18 protein-coding genes and 1 tRNA gene are annotated in these 20,188 nt (G+C 49.9%); all 19 read left to right on the forward strand.

Features of this window, described 5'->3' with window-relative positions:
* Nucleotides 1–329 precede the first annotated feature (329 nt).
* The 19 genes from ACO0LH_RS20795 to nuoH all read left to right on the forward strand — a co-directional run bounded on the left by ACO0LH_RS20795 (nucleotide 330) and on the right by nuoH (nucleotide 20,183).
* Nucleotides 330–2,045, forward strand: a complete 1,716-nt coding sequence (locus ACO0LH_RS20795; protein WP_422943048.1) for an acetolactate synthase 3 catalytic subunit — start codon at nucleotides 330–332, stop codon at nucleotides 2,043–2,045.
* Nucleotides 2,045–2,536, forward strand: coding sequence for an acetolactate synthase small subunit (gene ilvN / locus ACO0LH_RS20800; RefSeq protein WP_110253980.1), 492 nt, complete (start codon nucleotides 2,045–2,047; stop codon nucleotides 2,534–2,536). Before ACO0LH_RS20795 ends, ilvN begins: the two co-directional genes overlap by 1 nt.
* Nucleotides 2,537–2,599: 63 nt before the next feature.
* A complete protein-coding gene (ilvC, locus tag ACO0LH_RS20805; RefSeq protein ID WP_110253979.1) occupies nucleotides 2,600–3,616 on the forward strand; it encodes a ketol-acid reductoisomerase in 1,017 nt (338 codons plus the stop codon).
* A 263-nt stretch (nucleotides 3,617–3,879) separates the two neighbouring features.
* The gene (pssA, locus tag ACO0LH_RS20810) at nucleotides 3,880–4,749 is read left to right on the forward strand and encodes a CDP-diacylglycerol--serine O-phosphatidyltransferase (protein WP_422943049.1); all 870 of its coding nucleotides are present in this window, start codon (nucleotides 3,880–3,882) and stop codon (nucleotides 4,747–4,749) included.
* A gap of 395 nt (nucleotides 4,750–5,144) precedes the next feature.
* Nucleotides 5,145–6,683 carry a 2-isopropylmalate synthase gene (locus ACO0LH_RS20815; RefSeq protein ID WP_422943050.1) on the forward strand — a complete coding sequence of 513 codons (1,539 nt, stop codon included), beginning with the start codon at nucleotides 5,145–5,147 and terminating at the stop codon, nucleotides 6,681–6,683.
* Between the two features lie 139 nt (nucleotides 6,684–6,822).
* A complete protein-coding gene (rpsO, locus tag ACO0LH_RS20820) occupies nucleotides 6,823–7,092 on the forward strand; it encodes a 30S ribosomal protein S15 (protein WP_110253976.1) in 270 nt (89 codons plus the stop codon).
* Between the two features lie 219 nt (nucleotides 7,093–7,311).
* Nucleotides 7,312–9,453, forward strand: a complete 2,142-nt coding sequence (gene pnp, locus ACO0LH_RS20825; protein WP_422943051.1) for a polyribonucleotide nucleotidyltransferase — start codon at nucleotides 7,312–7,314, stop codon at nucleotides 9,451–9,453.
* A 159-nt stretch (nucleotides 9,454–9,612) separates the two neighbouring features.
* Nucleotides 9,613–10,596, forward strand: coding sequence for an NAD(P)H-quinone oxidoreductase (locus tag ACO0LH_RS20830; RefSeq protein WP_422943115.1), 984 nt, complete (start codon nucleotides 9,613–9,615; stop codon nucleotides 10,594–10,596).
* Between the two features lie 185 nt (nucleotides 10,597–10,781).
* Complete coding sequence (gene tpiA / locus ACO0LH_RS20835) at nucleotides 10,782–11,531, forward strand: triose-phosphate isomerase (protein ID WP_422943052.1); 750 nt, start codon at nucleotides 10,782–10,784, stop codon at nucleotides 11,529–11,531.
* A 40-nt stretch (nucleotides 11,532–11,571) separates the two neighbouring features.
* Entirely contained in the window at nucleotides 11,572–11,955 is a 384-nt protein-coding gene (secG, locus tag ACO0LH_RS20840; RefSeq protein WP_422943053.1) for a preprotein translocase subunit SecG, read from the forward strand.
* Nucleotides 11,956–12,040: 85 nt separating this feature from the next.
* Nucleotides 12,041–12,125, forward strand: a tRNA-Leu gene (locus ACO0LH_RS20845).
* A gap of 115 nt (nucleotides 12,126–12,240) precedes the next feature.
* Nucleotides 12,241–12,600, forward strand: a complete 360-nt coding sequence (locus tag ACO0LH_RS20850; protein WP_422943054.1) for an NADH-quinone oxidoreductase subunit A — start codon at nucleotides 12,241–12,243, stop codon at nucleotides 12,598–12,600.
* 6 nt (nucleotides 12,601–12,606) lie between these two features.
* Complete coding sequence (locus ACO0LH_RS20855; RefSeq protein WP_162041816.1) at nucleotides 12,607–13,083, forward strand: NuoB/complex I 20 kDa subunit family protein; 477 nt, start codon at nucleotides 12,607–12,609, stop codon at nucleotides 13,081–13,083.
* A gap of 29 nt (nucleotides 13,084–13,112) precedes the next feature.
* Nucleotides 13,113–13,709: an NADH-quinone oxidoreductase subunit C gene (locus tag ACO0LH_RS20860; RefSeq protein WP_422943055.1), complete on the forward strand. Its 597-nt coding sequence runs from the start codon at nucleotides 13,113–13,115 to the stop codon at nucleotides 13,707–13,709.
* Entirely contained in the window at nucleotides 13,709–14,962 is a 1,254-nt protein-coding gene (locus ACO0LH_RS20865; RefSeq protein WP_422943056.1) for an NADH-quinone oxidoreductase subunit D, read from the forward strand. Before ACO0LH_RS20860 ends, ACO0LH_RS20865 begins: the two co-directional genes overlap by 1 nt.
* A gap of 37 nt (nucleotides 14,963–14,999) precedes the next feature.
* On the forward strand, nucleotides 15,000–15,485 hold the full coding sequence (gene nuoE / locus ACO0LH_RS20870) for an NADH-quinone oxidoreductase subunit NuoE (protein WP_422943057.1): 486 nt from the start codon (nucleotides 15,000–15,002) through the stop codon (nucleotides 15,483–15,485).
* Nucleotides 15,485–16,780 (forward strand): NADH-quinone oxidoreductase subunit NuoF, encoded by a 1,296-nt coding sequence (gene nuoF / locus ACO0LH_RS20875; protein ID WP_422943059.1) that lies wholly within the window; start codon nucleotides 15,485–15,487, stop codon nucleotides 16,778–16,780. The genes nuoE and nuoF overlap by 1 nt, the downstream gene beginning before the upstream one ends.
* A 32-nt stretch (nucleotides 16,781–16,812) precedes the next feature.
* The gene (nuoG, locus tag ACO0LH_RS20880) at nucleotides 16,813–19,119 is read left to right on the forward strand and encodes an NADH-quinone oxidoreductase subunit NuoG (protein ID WP_422943060.1); all 2,307 of its coding nucleotides are present in this window, start codon (nucleotides 16,813–16,815) and stop codon (nucleotides 19,117–19,119) included.
* Nucleotides 19,119–20,183, forward strand: coding sequence for an NADH-quinone oxidoreductase subunit NuoH (gene nuoH, locus ACO0LH_RS20885; protein ID WP_422943061.1), 1,065 nt, complete (start codon nucleotides 19,119–19,121; stop codon nucleotides 20,181–20,183). Before nuoG ends, nuoH begins: the two co-directional genes overlap by 1 nt.
* The last annotated feature ends 5 nt before the right edge of the window (nucleotides 20,184–20,188 follow it).

Below are 20,188 nucleotides of genomic sequence, written 5' to 3' on the forward strand. Positions count from 1 at the left end.
TGCTGCGACGCAGTACCTTGAGAGTCCGCTCCAAAATCTCGGGGCACAAAATGCTTGTCTGGAACAGCCCACAATGCCGTCGCCGACAGGTTCGCTTTAAGAAGCTGTTTGTTCTGACCCATGCCACAAGCGTGAGAAGTCTGTCGTTGTAAAGCCTTAATACTGATTGAACGAGTGCACTAAGCCTTGCCTGGCACCATATCCAACGGATGTGTAAAGGGGAATGTGAACGCACATAAAGGGATTTCAGCTTTCCGGTTTTTGCATGTCGATTTCGCCAGGAAAGAACATCCGATCAATCTCCTATGGACCTTGAAAGGACACAATTTATGAGTTCAGAATTTACAGGCGCAGAGATACTTGTCAAGTGTCTGGCCGAAGAGGGTGTTGAGCATGTATTCGGATATCCGGGTGGTGCCGTACTCTATATCTATGATGCAATCTTCAATCAGGACAAGTTCCAACACATCCTGGTGCGTCACGAGCAGGCTGCAGTACATGCTGCCGATGCTTATTCCCGTTCTTCCAATAAAGTAGGCGTGGCCCTGGTCACTTCCGGACCTGGCGTTACCAATGCGGTAACCGGGTTGGCAACTGCTTATATGGATTCGATTCCCATGGTGATCATTTCAGGTCAGGTGCCCAGTGCCGTTATCGGCCAGGATGCTTTCCAGGAATGCGACACCGTTGGCATTACCCGTCCTTGCGTCAAGCACAATTTTTTGGTGAAAGACGTCAGAGACCTGGCCGAGACTGTCAAGAAAGCGTTTTTTATCGCAACGACTGGTCGTCCTGGCCCTGTGCTGGTGGATATCCCTAAAGATATCAGCATGCACAAAACCACTTACAGCTACCCTAAAGAAGTCGAAATGCGCTCTTATAAGCCAGTCGACAAAGGGCATGCAGGACAAATTCGCAAGGCTGTTCAATTGCTGTTGCAGGCAGAGCGCCCAATGATCTACACCGGTGGCGGTGTAGTTCTCGCGCATGCCGCACCTGAATTGAACAAGCTGGTTGATTTACTCGGTTTTCCATGCACCAATACCCTCATGGGTCTGGGTGCCTACCGTGCCAGCGATGAAAAATTCGTCGGCATGCCGGGCATGCATGGTACTTACGAGGCCAATATGGCCATGCAGCACTGTGACGTGCTGATCGCCATTGGTGCCCGTTTTGATGACCGAGTGATCGGCAATCCCAAACATTTTTCTTCACATCCACGCAAGATCATTCATATTGATATTGACCCTTCGTCGATTTCCAAGCGCGTCAAGGTTGATATTCCTATCGTGGGCAATGTCAAAGACGTCTTGCAGGAAATGCTGTCACAACTGAGTGCAGTTGAGACGCGTCCTGATCCCAAGGCGCTGGCGACCTGGTGGAAGCAGGTAAATGAATGGCGTGGCCGTGAATGCCTGAAATACCCGACTTCGTCTGAAGTCATCAAGCCGCAATCCGTCGTTGAAAAAGTCTGGGAAGTCACCAAGGGCGATGCCTTCGTTACTTCTGACGTAGGTCAGCATCAGATGTGGGCCGCGCAATACTATCGCTTTGATAAGCCACGTCGCTGGATCAATTCTGGTGGCCTGGGTACCATGGGCGTCGGTTTGCCGTATGCCATGGGTGTGCAGATGGCCAATCCTGGCGCAACAGTTGCCTGTATCACTGGCGAAGCCTCGATACAGATGTGCATACAGGAACTGGCCACCTGCAAACAGTATCACCTGACGCCAAAAATCATTTTGCTGAATAACCGCTTCCTTGGCATGGTCAGGCAGTGGCAGCAAATCGATTATGGTTCACGCTATTCTGAATCGTATATGGATTCTTTGCCTGACTTTACCAAACTGGTGGAAGCCTATGGCCACGTCGGCATGAAGATAGAAAATCCAGCTGATGTGGATGGTGCAGTGCGTGAAGCCTTTGCCATGAAAGATCGCCTGGTGTTCATGAATTTCATTACCGATCAAACCGAAAATGTCTGGCCTATGGTCAAGGCAGGTAAGGGGCTGACTGAAATGTTGCTTGGTTCGGAGGATTTGTGATGAGACATATTATTTCCATCCTTCTTGAAAATGAAGCCGGTGCCTTGTCCCGTGTGGTTGGCCTGTTTTCTGCCCGTGGCTACAATATTGAAACCCTGACGGTTGCGCCGACTGAAGACCCTACATTGTCACGTATGACGATAGTCACTTCTGGTTCAGACGACATCATCGAGCAGATCACCAAGCATTTGAATCGCCTGATTGAGGTGGTCAAGGTGGTTGATCTGACCGAGGGTGCACATATAGAACGCGAACTGATGCTCATTAAAGTGCGCGCAGTAGGCAAGGAACGTGAAGAAATGAAGCGGACTGCGGATATTTTCCGTGGTCGTATCATTGATGTGACTGAAAAAACCTACACCATAGAATTGACTGGTAATAAAGGTAAATTGGATGCTTTCATTGATTCAATAGACCGTACAGCGATCCTGGAAACGGTGCGTACCGGTGGTTCAGGCATAGGGCGCGGCGAACGCATCCTCAAAGTGTAGTAGCGCGTACATCTGCTGCTTCCAAAAATACCCAATTAAAATACTTAATTATTAGGATACAAAATGAAAGTTTTCTACGACAAAGATTGTGATCTCTCCCTGATCAAAGGCAAAAACGTTGCTATCATCGGCTACGGTTCTCAAGGTCATGCACATGCACAGAACTTGAATGATTCCGGCTGTAAAGTCACTGTCGCCCTGCGTAAAGGCGGTGCATCCTGGGACAAGGCAAAAAATGCCGGCCTGAACGTGGCTGAAGTCAATGACGCAGTCAAAGCTGCTGATGTCATCATGATTTTGCTGCCAGATGAAAACATCGCTCAGGTTTACGCTGAAAACGTTGCGCCTCACGCCAAGCAAGGCGCAGTGCTGGCATTTGCCCACGGCTTCAACGTTCACTACGGTCAAGTCGTACCACGCGCCGATCTGGACGTTATCATGATTGCCCCTAAAGCACCTGGCCATACAGTACGTGGTACTTATAGCCAAGGCGGCGGTGTACCTCACCTGATCGCTGTGTATCAGGATAAATCCGGTTCTGCCCGTGACATCGCCTTGTCTTATGCGATGGCTAACGGTGGTGGTCGTGCTGGCATCATCGAAACCAACTTCCGCGAAGAAACAGAGACTGATTTGTTCGGTGAACAAGCGGTTCTGTGCGGTGGCGCGGTTGAACTGATCAAAGCTGGTTTTGAAACCCTGGTTGAAGCTGGTTATGCGCCAGAAATGGCTTACTTCGAATGTCTGCATGAACTGAAACTGATCGTTGACCTGATCTATGAAGGCGGTATCGCCAACATGAACTATTCGATCTCCAATAATGCAGAATACGGCGAATATGTGACTGGTCCTAAGGTCGTTACAGAAGACACCAAAAACGCCATGCGCCAATGCCTGAAAGATATTCAGACTGGTGAATACGCGAAGAGCTTCATCCTGGAAAACAAAGCTGGCGCGCCAACTTTGATTTCCCGCCGGCGCTTGACTTCCGAGCATCAGATTGAAGAAGTAGGCGCGAAATTGCGTGCCATGATGCCTTGGATCGCTAAAAACAAACTGGTTGATCAGTCGAAGAATTAATTCTTCAGATCGCCGGCACCATCTCCTCTACGCTTGTAAGCGCAGACGGTTCTAAGACTAAAAATCGCCCGCAGGGGCGATTTTTAGTTTCTGCCTTCCATAATTGTTTGCCGGTCCATGTAGATGAGATGTCTATTTGATACACAGGTGGGCTGGCATGTCCTGGAGTTTGTTTTCATTGCCAATAATCAGGGTTATACTTCGCAATCTTTTCCATTCCTTTGCGCAGGCAGCGGACATATTTACAGATTACGATAGCAAGAATGGCACCTATACTAAAACGAAAGCCCAAAGGTAGTTTCAAGTTCTTTCCCAAAGGGATGCGCAAGAACGCGGCTGCCAGCACGCATGATCCTGAGGGCTTACGTGTGCCCGCCAAACCCCGGCGCGGTATTTATTTGTTACCGAATGCTTTCACGACAGCAGCGCTATTCTGTGGTTTCTATGCCATTGTCATGGCAATGAACCAGCGCTTTGATCAGTCTGCCCTGGCGATTTTTGTTGCCATGGTACTTGATAGTCTGGATGGCCGCGTGGCCCGCATGACCAATACCCAAAGTGAGTTCGGTGCGCAGTACGATAGTCTGTCGGACATGATTTCTTTCGGCGCGGCACCTGCTTTGGTCGCTTACGAATGGTCGTTGAAGGGCATGGGCAAGCTGGGTTGGCTGGCGGCCTTTGTTTATTGTGCCGGTGCTGCGCTAAGGCTGGCGCGTTTCAATACCAATATCGGTGTGGTTGATAAACGTTACTTCCAGGGTTTGCCAAGTCCGGCGGCGGCAGCTCTGGTTGCCGGTTTCGTGTTGCTGATGGAAGACCTGCATTTTCCAGGTAAAGAGCTGAGCTGGAGTACCTGGAGCATAACCCTGTTCGCCGGCCTGACCATGGTCACCAATGTGCCGTTCTACAGCTTCAAGGACGTCAACCTGCGCCGTTCCGTGCCATTTATTGCGCCTTTCCTCATTGTTCTGGCTTACGTAGCGGTCGTCAGCGACCCTCCGAAGGTCTTGTTTGGCTTGTTTGTCCTGTATGGTCTGTCTGGTTATATTGTTTTGCTGTGGCGCTGGCGCAAGGGCCGGCCCATCAGTATTGTGCAGACCAGTGTGGATGATCACCATCACGATGAAAAATAAGTCGGCATCAAAATTCGTGCTGCCAGATTAAATTCGGTGTTTTTCAAGAAAGTCGCCATACAGAAAATGTATGGCGGCTTTTTTGCTTTTTCGCCTCATGAAAAATGGAATTTTACTGCTATAAATTCTTGCACTTTTCTGTCATTACGCTTATAGTCTTTGACATGAACTTCACATCCACATCAATAGCAAAAAACACTACGGCAGGCCTGTCTGGTCTGCTATCGCTATTGCTGGCATCTCTACTAGCGTTCACGCGCTAAATCCCCTACACCCACAATTCGAGTAGTCTCGCCACCCATGTGCGTCTTGCAAGGGTAGGCCAAAGAATATTCACAGTTTGCAGTTTTACATCTACAACATTTCAGATTTCAATTCATATCAGGAGCAATAACATGGCGGACAAACTCATCATATTCGACACAACCTTGCGTGATGGCGAACAATCACCTGGCGCATCCATGACCAAGGATGAAAAAATCCGTATTGCCAAGCAACTGGAAAGAATGAAAGTTGATGTGATTGAAGCCGGTTTTGCGGCCGCATCGCCAGGTGACTTTGAGTCCATCAAGGCGATTGCCTCCATCATCAAAGACTCGACGATCTGCTCTTTGTCGCGCGCCAATGACCGTGATATTGCCCGCGCAGCAGAAGCCCTGCAGGCCGCGCAGCGCAAGCGTATTCATACCTTCATCGCGACATCTCCATTGCACATGGAAAAGAAATTGCGCATGACGCCGGACCAGGTATTCGAACAAGCCATACAGGCCGTGCGCTATGCCCGCAATTTTACGGATGATGTTGAGTTCAGCCCTGAAGATGGCAGCCGTTCAGATATGGATTTCCTGTGCCGCGTGCTGGAAGCGGTTATTAAAGAAGGGGCAACGACGATCAACTTTGCCGACACAGTCGGTTATGCCGTGCCTGAGCTCTATGGCAATATGCTGAAGTCTTTGCGTGAACGTATCCCCAACTCTGACAAGGCGGTCTGGTCTGTACATTGCCATAATGACCTGGGTATGGCCGTTGCCAACTCCCTGGCAGGCGTCATGATAGGCGGCGCACGTCAGATTGAATGTACGATCAACGGCCTGGGTGAACGCGCCGGCAATACTGCGCTCGAAGAAATCGTCATGGCCGTGCGCACCCGCAAGGATTATTTTGATCTGCAACTCGGCATCGATATCAGCCAGATCGTGCCTGCTTCCAAGCTGGTGTCGCAAATTACGGGTTTTGCCGTGCAGCCGAATAAGGCCGTGGTGGGGGCGAATGCCTTTGCGCATGCATCCGGCATTCATCAGGACGGTATTTTAAAAGCGCGTGACACTTACGAAATCATGCGTGCCGAGGATGTGGGCTGGAGTGCCAACAAACTCGTCCTGGGTAAATTGTCTGGTCGAAATGCCTTCAAGCAGCGTCTGGAAGAGCTGGGCATAGCCCTGGAGTCGGAAGCCGATGTCAATGCTGCTTTTGCCCGTTTCAAGGAGTTGGCCGACAGAAAATCCGAGATCTTCGACGAAGACATCCTGGCATTGGTCTCAGATGAAGAGCATGCTCATAATAATGATGCCTTCCATTATGTTTCTCTTTCGCAACGTTCTGAGACAGGCGAATTGCCCTATGCCAAAGTCGTATTTACTTCCGATGGTAAAGAGGTGACATGTGAAGGCAATGGTAATGGCCCGGTTGATGCCATCGTCAATGCCATTGATTCCAAGGTACAGAGTGGGGCAGAGTTGCTGTTATTCTCAGTGAACGCGATCACGACGGGTACGCAATCGCAGGGTGAAGTCACGATGCGTCTGTCCAAGGCTGGCCGTATTGTTAATGGGGTAGGTGCAGATCCTGATATCGTCGTTGCTTCAGCTAAAGCTTATTTATCTGCCTTGAATAAACTGCAATCAAAGACAGAAAAACTGAATCCACAGATTTAAGAAGATTTGATTCAGGCTGAAAACGGTGTTATAGTCACGCGTCCTGCCATTCCGGCGGGATTGCTATTTCACGATAACGATGGTTTTGTAGCTGTTTTATAAAGACAGCGACTCTTGTTATCGCATGTTAAGGAAAATTATGTCTATCGAAAAAAATGCAAAAGCCGCTATCGTAGCGGACAATGCCCGTGGTCAAAACGACACAGGCTCTCCTGAAGTGCAAGTTGCTTTGTTGACTGCACGTATCAATGATCTGAATGGTCACTTCAAAGCTCACTCTAAAGATCACCACTCACGCCGTGGTCTGATCATGATGGTTAACCGTCGTAAGAGTCTGTTGTCTTACCTGAAAGGTAAAGACTTGAATCGCTATCGCTCACTGATCGAAAAACTCGGCTTGCGTAAGTAATTCTTGCTGAATTTAGCAAATAATTTGTAGCAGAAAGCCTGCGTCAGTTTACTGTCGCAGGCTTTTTGTCTATCTAGCGTTTTGATTTGAGCATCATGGTTTAGTCAGGTTTTCAAAAGAAGTGATTGAAAACGGACAAAAAGCAATCCAGGCGGGTTGCTCGCGGTGAGGTGAACGACAGCGCCTGAAAATCTGTCGGCAAAATAGAAAGGACACATTGTGTTTAATAAAATTACCAAAACCTTCCAATACGGTCAGCACCAGGTCACACTGGAAACCGGTGAAATCGCTCGTCAGGCATCTGGCGCAGTGCTGGTATCAATTGAAGATACCGTTGTGCTGGCAACGGTTGTTGCCAAGAAAGATGCAAAGCCAGGTCAGGATTTCTTTCCTCTGACCGTGGATTACATGGAAAAAACTTACGCTGCCGGCCGTATTCCTGGCGGTTTCTTCAAGCGTGAAGGTCGTCCATCAGAAAAAGAAACACTGACTTCCCGTTTGATCGATCGCCCCATCCGCCCTCTGTTCCCAGAAGGCTATCTGAACGAAGTTCAGGTCATCATCCATGTATTGTCTGTCAATCCGGAAATCGATCCTGATATCGCTGCAATGATCGGTGCTTCTGCAGCGATTTCCGTTGCTGGCATCCCATTCAGCGGCCCGGTTGGCGCAGCCCGTGTTGGCTATATTGATGGCCAATATGTATTGAACCCAACCGCAACTCAACTGAAACAATCCAAGCTCGATCTGGTTGTTGCCGGTACTGAGCAAGCCGTGTTGATGGTCGAATCCGAAGCACAGCAATTGTCTGAAGAAATCATGTTGGGCGCGGTTGTGTTTGGCCACGAACAAATGAAAGCAGTCATCGACGCTATCCATGAGCTGGTACGTGACGGTGGCAAGCCTGAAGTGCAATGGGCACCTGCTGCAAAAAATGAGCCACTGATCGCTGCTGTCACAGCAGTCGCAGAGCCTTTGTTGCGCGCTGCTTATCAAACCAAAGAAAAACAGGCGCGTACTGAGCAATTGAAGTCGGCAACTTCTTCTGTTGCGGCTGCGTTGGCTGAGCAAGCTACTGCCAAAGGCGAAGCTGCTCCTGACTCATCAGAAGTTGGCAATATCCTGTTCGATCTGGAAGCAAAAATTGTTCGTTCCCAAATCCTGGAAGGCGAACCACGTATCGATGGTCGTGATACACGCACTGTACGTCCTATCACTATCCGCACTGGCGTTCTGCCACGTACGCATGGTACAGCTCTGTTCACCCGTGGTGAGACACAGGCTTTGGTGATTGCTACTCTGGGCACAGCCCGTGACGAGCAAAAGATTGATGCGCTGATGGGTGAATATTCTGACCGCTTCATGCTGCATTACAACATGCCTCCGTTCGCTACTGGCGAAACAGGTCGCGTTGGTACACCTAAGCGTCGTGAAATCGGTCATGGCCGTCTGGCTAAACGTGCATTGCAAGCTGCTCTGCCTGATCCGGAAGATTTCAGCTACTCAGTCCGTCTGGTGTCTGAAATTACAGAATCCAATGGCTCTTCTTCCATGGCTTCCGTCTGCGGCGGCTGCCTGGCGTTGATGGATGCCGGCGTGCCGATGAAAGCACACGTTGCTGGTATCGCCATGGGTCTGATCAAGGACGGCAACAAGTTTGCTGTTCTGACAGACATTCTGGGTGACGAAGATCACCTTGGCGACATGGACTTTAAAGTTGCCGGTACTGCGGCAGGTATCACTGCCTTGCAAATGGATATCAAAATCCAGGGCATTACCAAAGAAATCATGCAAGTCGCTCTGGCGCAAGCCAAAGAAGGCCGTATCCATATTCTCGGAAAAATGCAGGAAGCTGTACCAGTCGGCAATACAGAATTGTCTGACTTTGCACCACGCCTGATCACGGTCAAGATCAATCCGGAAAAAATCCGTGACGTGATCGGTAAAGGCGGTGCGGTGATCCGTGCCTTGACAGAAGAAACTGGCACGCAAATCGACATCAGCGATGAAGGTATCGTGACGATCGCTTCTGTTGATGCGGCTGCTGGCCAGGAAGCCAAACGCCGTATCGAAGAACTGACGGCAGAAGTGGAAGTGGGCAAGGTCTATGACGGCACAGTATTGAAATTGCTGGACTTCGGTGCCATCGTTCAAATCATGCCAGGCAAAGACGGTTTGCTGCACATTAGCCAAATCGCCAATGAGCGCGTGAATGCAGTTGCTGATTACCTCAAAGAAGGTCAGCAAGTACGCGTTAAAGTGCTGGAAACAGATGACCGTGGTCGCTTCAAGTTGTCTATGAAAGCAGCCGCAGCTGAAACTGAGGGGCAGCCACAACCTCAGCAGCAACAGCAGCAATAATTGCCTGCAAATATGGCTTGATTTTTTAGGTGGCTTTGGCTACCTGGCTTCAAGTGTTGAAAACGCCCGTGTTTGCACGGGCGTTTTTTTATTCGCTTACAATCCATGCTTAACAGCAAAATCTTGCTGACACAAATGTGAGTTGCCATGAAAACAGAAATGCGTGCGATTGAAATTACCCAATATGGCAAGCCGGAGGTGCTGCAAGTTTGCGCCAGACCCATTCCCGTGCCTGGAAAGGGTGAGCTGCTGATCAAGGTGCATGCAGCTGGCGTAAATCGCCCCGACGTTTTGCAGCGCCTGGGCTTTTATCCTGTACCTGCTGGGGCATCGGATCTGCCTGGTCTGGAAGTAGCCGGTGAAATTGTTGCCGGTGACTTGAGTGGTAGTGTATTCAGGATGGGTGATCAGGTGTGCGCGCTCGTGCAAGGCGGAGGATATGCGGAATATTGTGTAGCACCGGTGGGGCAGTGTTTGAAAGTGCCTCAGGGGCTTTCAATGCTGGAGGCTGCATCGTTGCCAGAGACCTATTTCACGGTCTGGAGTAATGTGTTCCAGCGCGCGCATTTGTCGCCAGGCGAGACTTTGCTGGTGCAGGGAGGTACTTCAGGCATAGGTGTTGCAGCTATTCAAATTGCCAGGGCGCTTGGGCATCGTGTTTTTGCAACTGCCGGCTCGGATGAAAAATGTCGTGCAACAGAAAATCTGGGTGCTGAGCGAGGCATTAATTACAAGACAGAACGTTTTGCTGATGTAGTCAAGGAATTGACCGCTGGCAAGGGCGTTGATGTCATTCTTGATATGGTTGCAGGTAGCTATGTGCCACAAGAGATCAATTGCCTGGCTGATGATGGCCGGTTGGCAATCATTGCCTTGCTTGGCGGCAGCTCGGCTGAACTGGATCTGGCGCAGGTATTGCGCAGACGTCTGACCGTCACTGGTTCAACCTTGCGCCCAAGGGATGTCGCCTTTAAGGCTCGCATCGCGCAAGATTTGGTAGAGCGTGTCTGGCCTCTTCTGGTAGAGCGGGAAATTGTCCCTGTCATCTATCATGCATTTCCGCTGGAACAGGCGGCGCAGGCGCATGCAATGATGGAAGAGGGCACGCATATCGGTAAAATCATGCTGAATTTGCAAGCGTAATGATTATTTGTCGCGCCGGAAGGTAATTGATAGTGGCAATCCTATGCTGTATGTTGTCATAAATGATAATTTTTTCGTATATTAATTGCTGAATTGCAAGGGCTTGGTGGGAAATCAGGCATACCCAGTTTGACCCTGGTAGCGCTGAGGGCTACAATAGACGGTTATTTATATTTTGGCTCACTATGCGACGTACCTTAATAGCCGGTAACTGGAAGATGAACGGTGGTTTTTCTGCAAATCGTTCTTTGTTGTCTGAAATAAAGGCGGGTTTGCCTGCATCGTTGCAATGTGATGTGCTGGTTTGTCCTCCTGCGCCTTATCTGGCGCAAGCGGCTGATTTGTTGGGTACTACTGTTGTAGCCTGGGGTGGGCAGGATGTTTCTGTGCATGCTCAGGGGGCGTTTACCGGTGAAGTGTCTGCGGCAATGCTGGCCGATTGTGGCTGCAAATACGCGATTGTCGGGCACTCTGAGCGTCGTGCTTATCACGGTGAAAGCAGTGAGCAGGTTGCGCAAAAAGCAGTGCAGTTGCTGAAGGCTGGTTTGATTCCTGTTGTTTGTGTTGGCGAAACGCTGGAGCAGCGTGAAAGCGGTCAAACCAATGAAGTGGTGGCTGGGCAGTTAAATGCAGTTCTGGATTTGCTTGAGGTGTCGGCAGTGGCAGGAATCGTAGTGGCGTATGAGCCTGTGTGGGCAATCGGTACCGGCAAGACAGCGACGCCGCAAATGGCGCAAGATGTGCATCATTTCCTGCGCCAGCAAATCTCGCTTAAAAGCGCTGATATGGCTGAAAAAGTGCAGATTTTGTACGGTGGCAGTATGAAGCCTGAAAACGCCCGTGAGTTATTGGCCATGCCTGATATTGATGGTGGTTTGATAGGTGGGGCGGCGCTCAAATCGCAAGACTTTCTTGCGATTGTTGCCGCCAGCTGATTAATTTGTTGTGATGCTTAATTTTTTTTGGATGTTTTGAATGCAAACTATATTTACGTTGGTCGTCGTTGTTCAGGTCTTGTCCGCGTTGGCAATTATTGGCCTGGTTTTGTTGCAGCACGGTAAAGGTGCTGATATGGGGGCATCCTTCGGTTCTGGTGCGTCGGGTAGTTTGTTTGGTGCAACTGGTTCTTCCAACTTCCTTTCCAGGGCAACCGGCATTGCTGCGGCAGTATTTTTTGCAGCAACTTTGGGTCTGGCGGTTTTTGGTAGCAATCGCAAACCATCCATAGGCGTCATGGAGGGCGCGCAAGTGACTAAGCCTGTTGCTGCGGCAAGTTCGGCGGCAGCATCTGCTGCTTCAGTTACTCCGGCACCTGCGTCTGCGGCCTCTGCTGGTCAGGCTGGTCAGATTCCAAAATAAATTAGTTTTACCTGGCAAAAAACATTGAATTGCTGCAATTGTGCGTTGAACAATGAGGCTAGACATAGTAGAATGCTGGGCTTAAGCCGACGTGGTGAAATTGGTAGACACGCTATCTTGAGGGGGTAGTGGCGAAAGCTGTACGAGTTCGAGTCTCGTCGTCGGCACCAATAAAAATAGAGTCAGTTTTCTTTGCTGGCTTAGTCGAGGAAGTGGCCGTTTTTTGGTTTGAAGAATCAATCAGCGGCTTACTTCAATCTGGCATTCAATTACAGGTAGCCTAACGTGAACCTCGCAAATTATTTCCCAGTTCTTCTCTTTATTCTGGTTGGTATCGCTGTCGGTGTGGTGCCGCAACTATTGGGGCGTATTCTTGCTCCCTATAAGCCAGATTCTCAAAAAAATTCTGCTTACGAATGCGGTTTTGAGGCATTCGAAGATGCGCGCATGAAATTCGACGTGCGTTATTATCTGGTGGCAATTTTATTTATTCTGTTCGATCTGGAAACGGCATTCTTCTTTCCTTGGGGCGTGGCAATGCGCGACCTTGGATGGGCCGGTTTTCTGATCATGCTCGGCTTTGTGCTGGAGTTTGGCGTTGGATTTTGGTATATCTGGAAAAAAGGCGCTCTGGATTGGGAGTGATGGATTATGGCAATTGAAGGTGTATTGAACGAAGGCTTCGTTACCACGACAGCCGACAAGCTGATTAACTGGACGCGTACCGGTTCGATGTGGCCTATGACCTTTGGTCTGGCCTGTTGTGCTGTAGAAATGATGCATGCAGGTGCGTCGCGTTATGATCTGGATCGCTTTGGTGTCGTGTTCAGGCCGTCGCCACGTCAGTCTGATGTCATGATTGTTGCTGGTACGCTTTGCAACAAGATGGCGCCTGCGCTGCGCAAGGTGTACGACCAGATGGCAGAGCCGCGCTGGGTTATTTCCATGGGATCCTGCGCCAATGGTGGTGGTTACTACCATTATTCGTATTCCGTAGTACGTGGTTGTGATCGTATTGTGCCGGTTGATATTTATGTGCCAGGTTGCCCGCCAACCGCTGAAGCGCTGATGTACGGCATCATACAGTTGCAAAATAAGATCAAACGTACCAACACCATTGCTCGTTAATCGCGCGATCGCTGGGGCAATAATAAATTATGACTACCAAACTGGAAAACCTTGAGGCAGCAGTAAAAAATGTCTTGGGTGAGCGTATTCTGGACTTGAAGAATGCGCTGGGTGAAATCACTGTCGTGGTTTCTGCAACTGCTTATCTGGATGTGATGCGCGCCTTGCGTGACCATGCAGAAACCAGTTTTGAAGAATTGATCGACCTTTGTGGCGTCGATTACTCAACCTATGGCGATGGTGCCTGGGATGGTGCGCGTTACGCTGCTGTTTCGCATTTGCTGTCTATTAAACATAACTGGCGTTTGCGTGTGCGCGTGTTTGCGCCAGATGATGAAATGCCAGTCGTGCCTTCGCTGATTGATATCTGGAATGCGGCCAACTGGTATGAGCGTGAAGCGTTTGACCTGTTTGGTATCCTGTTTGATGGTCACAATGACTTGCGCCGCATCCTGACTGATTACGGTTTCATCGGTCATCCGTTCCGTAAAGATTTTCCAGTTTCCGGCTATGTTGAAATGCGTTATGACGCAGATCAAAAGCGCGTCGTTTACCAGCCTGTCACGATAGAGCCGCGCGAAAATGTGCCGCGTGTGATTCGTGAAGAACATTACGGGATGAAATAATGGCTGAGATTAAGAATTACACCCTGAACTTTGGTCCCCAACATCCGGCTGCGCATGGTGTTTTGCGTCTGGTGCTGGAGCTTGATGGTGAAGTGATACAGCGTGCTGATCCGCATATCGGTCTTTTGCATCGCGCGACTGAAAAACTGGCAGAGCAAAAAACTTATTTGCAATCCGTACCGTATATGGACCGCCTGGACTATGTGTCCATGATGGCCAATGAGCACGCGTATGTGATGGCGATAGAAAAAATGCTGGGTCTGGAAGTGCCTTTGCGTGCACAGTATATTCGCGTCATGTTTGATGAAATCACGCGTCTGTTGAACCACTTGCTGTGGATAGGTGCGCATGCACTGGACGTCGGCGCGATGGCGGTATTCCTTTACGCTTTCCGTGAACGTGAAGATCTGATGGATTGCTATGAAGCAGTCTCAGGTGCGCGTTTGCATGCTGCCTACTATCGTCCGGGTGGTGTGTACCGTGACTTGCCGGATCAGATGCCGCAATTCACAACATCGGCTTTGAAGAATGAAAAAGCGATGCGCCTGCTGAATGAAAACCGTCAGGGTTCCCTGCTGGATTTCATTGAAGATTTCACTAACCGTTTCCCGAAATACGTCGACGAATACGAAACACTGTTGACCGACAATCGTATCTGGAAGCAGCGCCTGGTTGGTATCGGCGTAGTGTCACCAGAGCGTGCGAAAGCCATGGGCTTTACCGGTCCTATGTTGCGTGGTTCCGGTATCGAGTGGGATTTGCGCAAGAAGCAGCCTTATGAAGTTTATGACTTGCTCGACTTTGATATTCCGGTTGGCGTCAATGGCGACAGTTATGACCGTTACTTGGTGCGCGTAGAAGAAATGCGTCAGTCCAACCGCATCATCAAACAATGCGTAGAGTGGCTGAGAAATAACCAGGGTCCAGTGATTACTGATAATCACAAGGTTGCGCCACCGCATCGTGTGAACATGAAGTCGAATATGGAAGAACTCATCCATCACTTCAAACTGTTCACCGAAGGTTTCCATGTTCCTGCTGGCGAAGCGTATGCGGCAGTGGAGCATCCAAAAGGTGAGTTTGGTATTTACTTGATGTCCGATGGTGCTAACAAGCCTTATCGTCTGAAAATCCGTGCGCCAGGTTTCGCGCATTTGCAGGGTTTGGATGAAATGGCAAAAGGTCACATGATTGCTGATGCGGTAACGATCATCGGTACTCAGGATATTGTGTTTGGTGAGATTGACAGATAAAGCGGCGTCCTGAGGGCGTCGAATCGAGGCATTAGCTATGTTGTTATCAGAGCAGGCATTTAAAAAAATTGATCGTGAACTGGCAAAGTTCCCGGCTGACCAGCGCCAGTCCGCTGTGATGGCTGCATTGGCTATTGCCCAGGATGAAACCGGTTGGGTATCGCCAGAAGTTATGCAGACGCTGGCTGATTACATCGGCATGCCCGCAGTAGCAGTGCAGGAAGTCGCGACTTTCTACAATATGTACAACACCAAGCCGGTGGGCAAGTTCAAGATTTCGGTCTGTACCAATTTGCCTTGCGCCTTGTCTGGTGGTGAGCGTGCTGCACATCACCTGAAGCAAAAACTCGGCATCGATTACAGGGAAACCACGGCAGACGGCCAGTTCACCCTAGTTGAAGGCGAATGTATGGGTGCCTGCGGTGATGCGCCAGTGATGCTGGTCAATAACAAACGCATGTGCAGTTTCATGTCGAATGACAAAATTGACGGTCTGGTCAATGAATTGAAAGAGGGTAAATAATGACGAGTCTGCACAATCGCCATATTAAGCCTTTGATACTGGCTGGCCTGGATGGCAAAAACTGGCATCTGCAAGATTACGTAGCACGTGGTGGCTATGAATCCCTGAAGCGTATCCTGAATGAAAAAATCCCTCCTGAGCAAGTCATTGCTGAGTTGAAGGCTTCTTCCTTGCGTGGTCGCGGTGGTGCGGGTTTTCCTACTGGTTTGAAGTGGAGCTTCATGCCGCGTCAGTTCCCTGGTCAAAAATATCTGGTCTGTAATACAGATGAGGGCGAGCCTGGTACATTCAAAGACCGTGACATCATCCGTTATAACCCGCATGCGCTGATTGAAGGCATGGCCATCGGCGCTTATGCCATGGGCATCACGGTAGGTTACAACTACATCCACGGCGAAATTTTTGCTGACTACGACCGTTTCGAAGAAGCGCTGGAAGAAGCACGTGCTGCCAATATGCTGGGCGACAAGATTGCTGGTTCTGAGTTCAACTTCCAGTTGCATGCTTTCCATGGTTATGGTGCGTACATCTGCGGCGAAGAAACAGCCTTGCTGGAATCGCTGGAAGGCAAGAAAGGGCAGCCACGCTTCAAGCCGCCTTTCCCAGCCAGCTTTGGTTTGTATGGCAAGCCAACGACGATCAATAACACCGAGACATTTGCTGCTGTGCCTTTCGTGTTTGCCATGGGTGGTGAAAAATACGCCGCACTGGGCAAGCCAAATAATGGCGGCACCAAGATTTTCTCCATGTCTGGTGACGTAGCCAAACCAGGCAATTATGAAGTGCCTATGGGTACGCCATTTGCAGCATTACTGGAACTGGCCGGTGGCATGCGCGACGGTAAAAAAATCAAGGCGGTGATCCCTGGTGGTTCATCGATGCCTGTATTGACCGGTGATGTGATGATGGCGACCGATATGGACTATGATTCCATCGCCAAGGCCGGTTCCATGCTGGGTTCCGGTGCGGTTATCGTCATGGATGAAACACGCTGCATGGTGAAATCACTGTTGCGCCTGTCTTATTTCTATTTTGAAGAATCCTGCGGTCAGTGCACGCCATGCCGTGAAGGTACCGGCTGGTTGTATCGCATGGTGCACAGGATAGAGCATGGTCATGGCCGTCCGGATGATCTGGATATGCTGAACTCCATCGCTGACAATATTCAAGGTAAAACGATTTGCGCGCTGGGCGATGCTGCGGCTATGCCGGTACGTGCTTTCATCAAGAATTTCCGCGAAGAATTTGAATATCACATCGAGCATAAGCATTGCTTGGTGCCCACTTACATGTAAGCCAGCTTCGGTTAGCACACTTAGAGTAGACCATGGTTGAAATCGAAATAGACGGCAAAAAAGTCGAAGTCCAAGAGGGCAGTATGGTGATGGACGCTGCCAATAAGCTTGGCACCTACATCCCGCACTTTTGCTATCACAAAAAATTATCTATTGCGGCCAACTGCCGCATGTGCCTGGTTGAGGTTGAAAAAGCACCTAAACCTTTGCCTGCCTGCGCCACACCAGTGACTGCAGGCATGATCGTGCGTTCGTCCAGCGACAAGGCAGTAAAAGCACAAAAAGCAGTGATGGAATTCCTGCTCATCAACCATCCGCTGGATTGTCCTATCTGTGATCAAGGCGGCGAATGCCAGTTGCAGGATCTGGCTGTGGGTTATGGTGGCACGGCATCCCGTTACGAAGAAGAAAAACGCGTGGTGTTCCACAAAGATGTGGGCCCGCTGGTTTCCATGGAAGAAATGAGCCGTTGCATACATTGCACACGCTGTGTTCGTTTTGGCCAGGAAATCGCTGGCGTCATGGAACTGGGCATGCTCAACCGTGGCGAACATTCTGAAATCACTTCTTTTGTTGGTCAAACCGTTGATTCCGAATTGTCCGGCAACATGATTGATCTGTGCCCGGTAGGCGCCCTGACATCCAAGCCTTTCCGTTATTCTGCCCGTACCTGGGAATTGTCACGCCGTAAATCGGTCAGCGGGCATGACGGTCTGGGTTCCAACCTGATTGTTCAGGTAAAGAATAATCAGGTCATGCGTGTAGTGCCGCTGGAAAACGAAGAAATCAATGAATGCTGGATTTCTGATAAAGACCGTTTTTCTTACGAAGCACTGAACAGCACAGAACGTCTGATCAAGCCCATGATCAAGCAGGGCGGTCTATGGCAGGAAACTGACTGGCAGACAGCGTTGGAATATGTTGCGCATGGCTTGCGTAACGTCAAACTTGAGCACGGTGCTGATGCTATCGCCGCTGTTGCTGCACCTGGTTCCACGCTGGAAGAGCTGACGCTGTTGCAACGTGTAGTTCGCGGCCTGGGTTCTGACAATATTGATTTCCGTCTGCGCCAGTCTGATTTCGCTCTGAATTCTTCTGTCAAACCTTGGCTGGGTACAAGCATCGCCAAGTTTGTACAGTTGAAAAACGTTTTCGTTATCGGTTCCTTCCTGCGTAAAGACCATCCATTGCTGGCAGCGCGTCTACGCCAGTCAGTGAAAATGGGTGCCAAACTCAGTATCTTGAATGCAACGGATGATGAGTTGCTCATCAAGCTGGCAAACAAGGCAGTTATCGCACCTTCGCTGTGGACAGCTTTCCTGGCTGAAGTCGCAGTTGCGGTAGCAGTTAAAAAAGACATCGCCAAACCGGCAGGTCTGGAAACTGTTCAGGCGTCTGCCAAAGCGGAAGCAATTGCGGCGAGCTTGCTGGCTGGTAATGCTGGCGTCTTCCTGGGTAATACAGCGTCTTACCATCCAGAAGCATCGAAATTGCATGCGCTGGCACAATGGATAGCTGAAAACACGGCTAGTGACTTCGGTTATCTGACAGAAGCAGCGAATACCGTTGGTGGTTACCTGGCAAATGCCATTCCTGCCAATAATGCCAAGCCAGTATTTACTGAAGCCAAAAAAGCTTACATCGTCTTGCACGCCGAGCCTTTGCTTGACAGCGCGCATCCGGTACAAGCCAAGACAGCTTTGGATAATGCTGAAATGGTCGTCGTCATGTCGCCATTCAAGCATGGTAGTGAATATGCTGACGTCTTATTGCCAGTGTCTCCATTCACTGAAACTTCCGGTACTTTCGTCAGTTGCGAAGGACGTGCACAAAGCTTCCACGGCGTCGTCAAGCCTCTGGGCGATACGCGTCCTGCATGGAAAGTCTTGCGTGTACTTGGCAATTTGCTGGGGCTGGAAAATTTTGATTTTGAAACGGCAGAAGCAGTGCGTGACACAGTATTGACGCAAGCTGACCTGACCGCGCAATTGAATAATCTGGCTAAATTGTCTCCTGCTGCACCAGCAACTGCACATGCTGGCATGGAACGTATTGCTGATGTCGGTATTTACAACACAGATGCCATCGTGCGCCGTGCAGCATCACTGCAATTGACAGCCGACGCGCGTGCGCCACAAGCCTGGATCAGCCAGGCTGATGCCGGCAAGCTGGGCATTGCAGACGGAGATATGGTAAAGCTGAGCAAGACAGGTTCCACTTTGATCCCTGTGGGAATTGATCCATCCTTGCCTGACAACGTCGTCAGAATCGCTGCGGGTCATGTCCTGACAGCCAATCTGGACGGTATGTTTGGTGCCATCAAACTGGAGCGTGCATAATGAATCTGCTGCTCTCTATCCAGGAACTGGGCCAGCATTACCTGGGCTATTTCTGGACACCCTTGTGGACGCTGATCAAGATCGTCTGCATCACCTTGCCAGTCATGGGCTGTGTTGCTTACCTGACCTTGTGGGAACGCAAGATGATAGGCTGGATGCACATCCGTCTTGGCCCGAATCGCGTAGGCCCCGCAGGTTTACTGCAACCTATCGCTGATGCGCTGAAACTGCTGCTCAAAGAAATCATCATTCCGGCCAAGGCGAACAAAGTCCTGTTTGTACTGGCGCCTATCATGACCATCATGCCTGCACTGGCAGCCTGGTCGGTGATTCCTTTCGGTCCTGAAACTGTCCTGGCAAACGTCAATGCAGGTTTGTTGCTGATCATGGCAATTACCTCGATGGAAGTTTACGGCATCATCATCGCCGGTTGGGCATCCAACTCCAAGTATGCTTTCCTGGGTGCCATGCGTGCTTCTGCGCAGATGGTGTCGTATGAAATCGCCATGGGGTTTGTACTCGTTATCGTACTGATGGTGTCCGGCAGTTTGAACATGACCGATATCGTCAATGCGCAGACCAAAGGTTTTGCTGCCAGCCATGGTTTCAACCTGTTCTCATGGAACTGGTTGCCCTTGCTGCCGATGTTTGTGGTGTATGTGATTTCTGGTATCGCTGAAACCAACCGTCACCCGTTTGACGTGGTGGAAGGTGAATCCGAGATCGTTGCCGGTCACATGGTTGAGTACTCTGGTATGTCTTTCGCCATGTTCTTCCTGGCTGAATACGCCAACATGATTTTGATCTCTGCCATGGCATCTCTGATGTTCCTCGGCGGCTGGTCTGCACCGTTTGGTTTCCTGGATTTCATTCCTGGCTGGATTTGGCTCGGTATCAAGACTTTTGTTGTGGTTTCCATGTTCATCTGGGCACGCGCATCTTTCCCACGCTATCGCTATGACCAGATCATGCGTCTGGGCTGGAAAGTATTTATCCCGCTGACCCTGGTGTACTTGGTCATTGTTGCAGCATGGATGCAAACTCCATGGAATATTTGGAAGTAAGAGGC

The sequence above is a fragment of the Undibacterium sp. TJN19 genome (genome assembly GCF_049339485.1).
Lineage (GTDB): Bacteria > Pseudomonadota > Gammaproteobacteria > Burkholderiales > Burkholderiaceae_D > Undibacterium.

What these genes read in the sequence shown, in the direction of transcription:
- ACO0LH_RS20815 (WP_422943050.1), top strand. Translation starts at nt 5,145, where the DNA reads ATGGCGGACAAACTCATCATATTCGACACAACCTTGCGTGATGGCGAA.
- ilvN (WP_110253980.1), top strand. Translation starts at nt 2,045, where the DNA reads ATGAGACATATTATTTCCATCCTTCTTGAAAATGAAGCCGGTGCCTTG.
- secG (WP_422943053.1), top strand. Translation starts at nt 11,572, where the DNA reads ATGCAAACTATATTTACGTTGGTCGTCGTTGTTCAGGTCTTGTCCGCG.
- nuoG (WP_422943060.1), top strand. Translation starts at nt 16,813, where the DNA reads ATGGTTGAAATCGAAATAGACGGCAAAAAAGTCGAAGTCCAAGAGGGC.
- ACO0LH_RS20860 (WP_422943055.1), top strand. Translation starts at nt 13,113, where the DNA reads ATGACTACCAAACTGGAAAACCTTGAGGCAGCAGTAAAAAATGTCTTG.
- ilvC (WP_110253979.1), top strand. Translation starts at nt 2,600, where the DNA reads ATGAAAGTTTTCTACGACAAAGATTGTGATCTCTCCCTGATCAAAGGC.
- nuoE (WP_422943057.1), top strand. Translation starts at nt 15,000, where the DNA reads ATGTTGTTATCAGAGCAGGCATTTAAAAAAATTGATCGTGAACTGGCA.
- ACO0LH_RS20795 (WP_422943048.1), top strand. Translation starts at nt 330, where the DNA reads ATGAGTTCAGAATTTACAGGCGCAGAGATACTTGTCAAGTGTCTGGCC.
- tpiA (WP_422943052.1), top strand. Translation starts at nt 10,782, where the DNA reads ATGCGACGTACCTTAATAGCCGGTAACTGGAAGATGAACGGTGGTTTT.
- nuoF (WP_422943059.1), top strand. Translation starts at nt 15,485, where the DNA reads ATGACGAGTCTGCACAATCGCCATATTAAGCCTTTGATACTGGCTGGC.
- rpsO (WP_110253976.1), top strand. Translation starts at nt 6,823, where the DNA reads ATGTCTATCGAAAAAAATGCAAAAGCCGCTATCGTAGCGGACAATGCC.
- ACO0LH_RS20830 (WP_422943115.1), top strand. Translation starts at nt 9,613, where the DNA reads ATGCGTGCGATTGAAATTACCCAATATGGCAAGCCGGAGGTGCTGCAA.
- pssA (WP_422943049.1), top strand. Translation starts at nt 3,880, where the DNA reads ATGGCACCTATACTAAAACGAAAGCCCAAAGGTAGTTTCAAGTTCTTT.
- ACO0LH_RS20855 (WP_162041816.1), top strand. Translation starts at nt 12,607, where the DNA reads ATGGCAATTGAAGGTGTATTGAACGAAGGCTTCGTTACCACGACAGCC.
- nuoH (WP_422943061.1), top strand. Translation starts at nt 19,119, where the DNA reads ATGAATCTGCTGCTCTCTATCCAGGAACTGGGCCAGCATTACCTGGGC.
- ACO0LH_RS20865 (WP_422943056.1), top strand. Translation starts at nt 13,709, where the DNA reads ATGGCTGAGATTAAGAATTACACCCTGAACTTTGGTCCCCAACATCCG.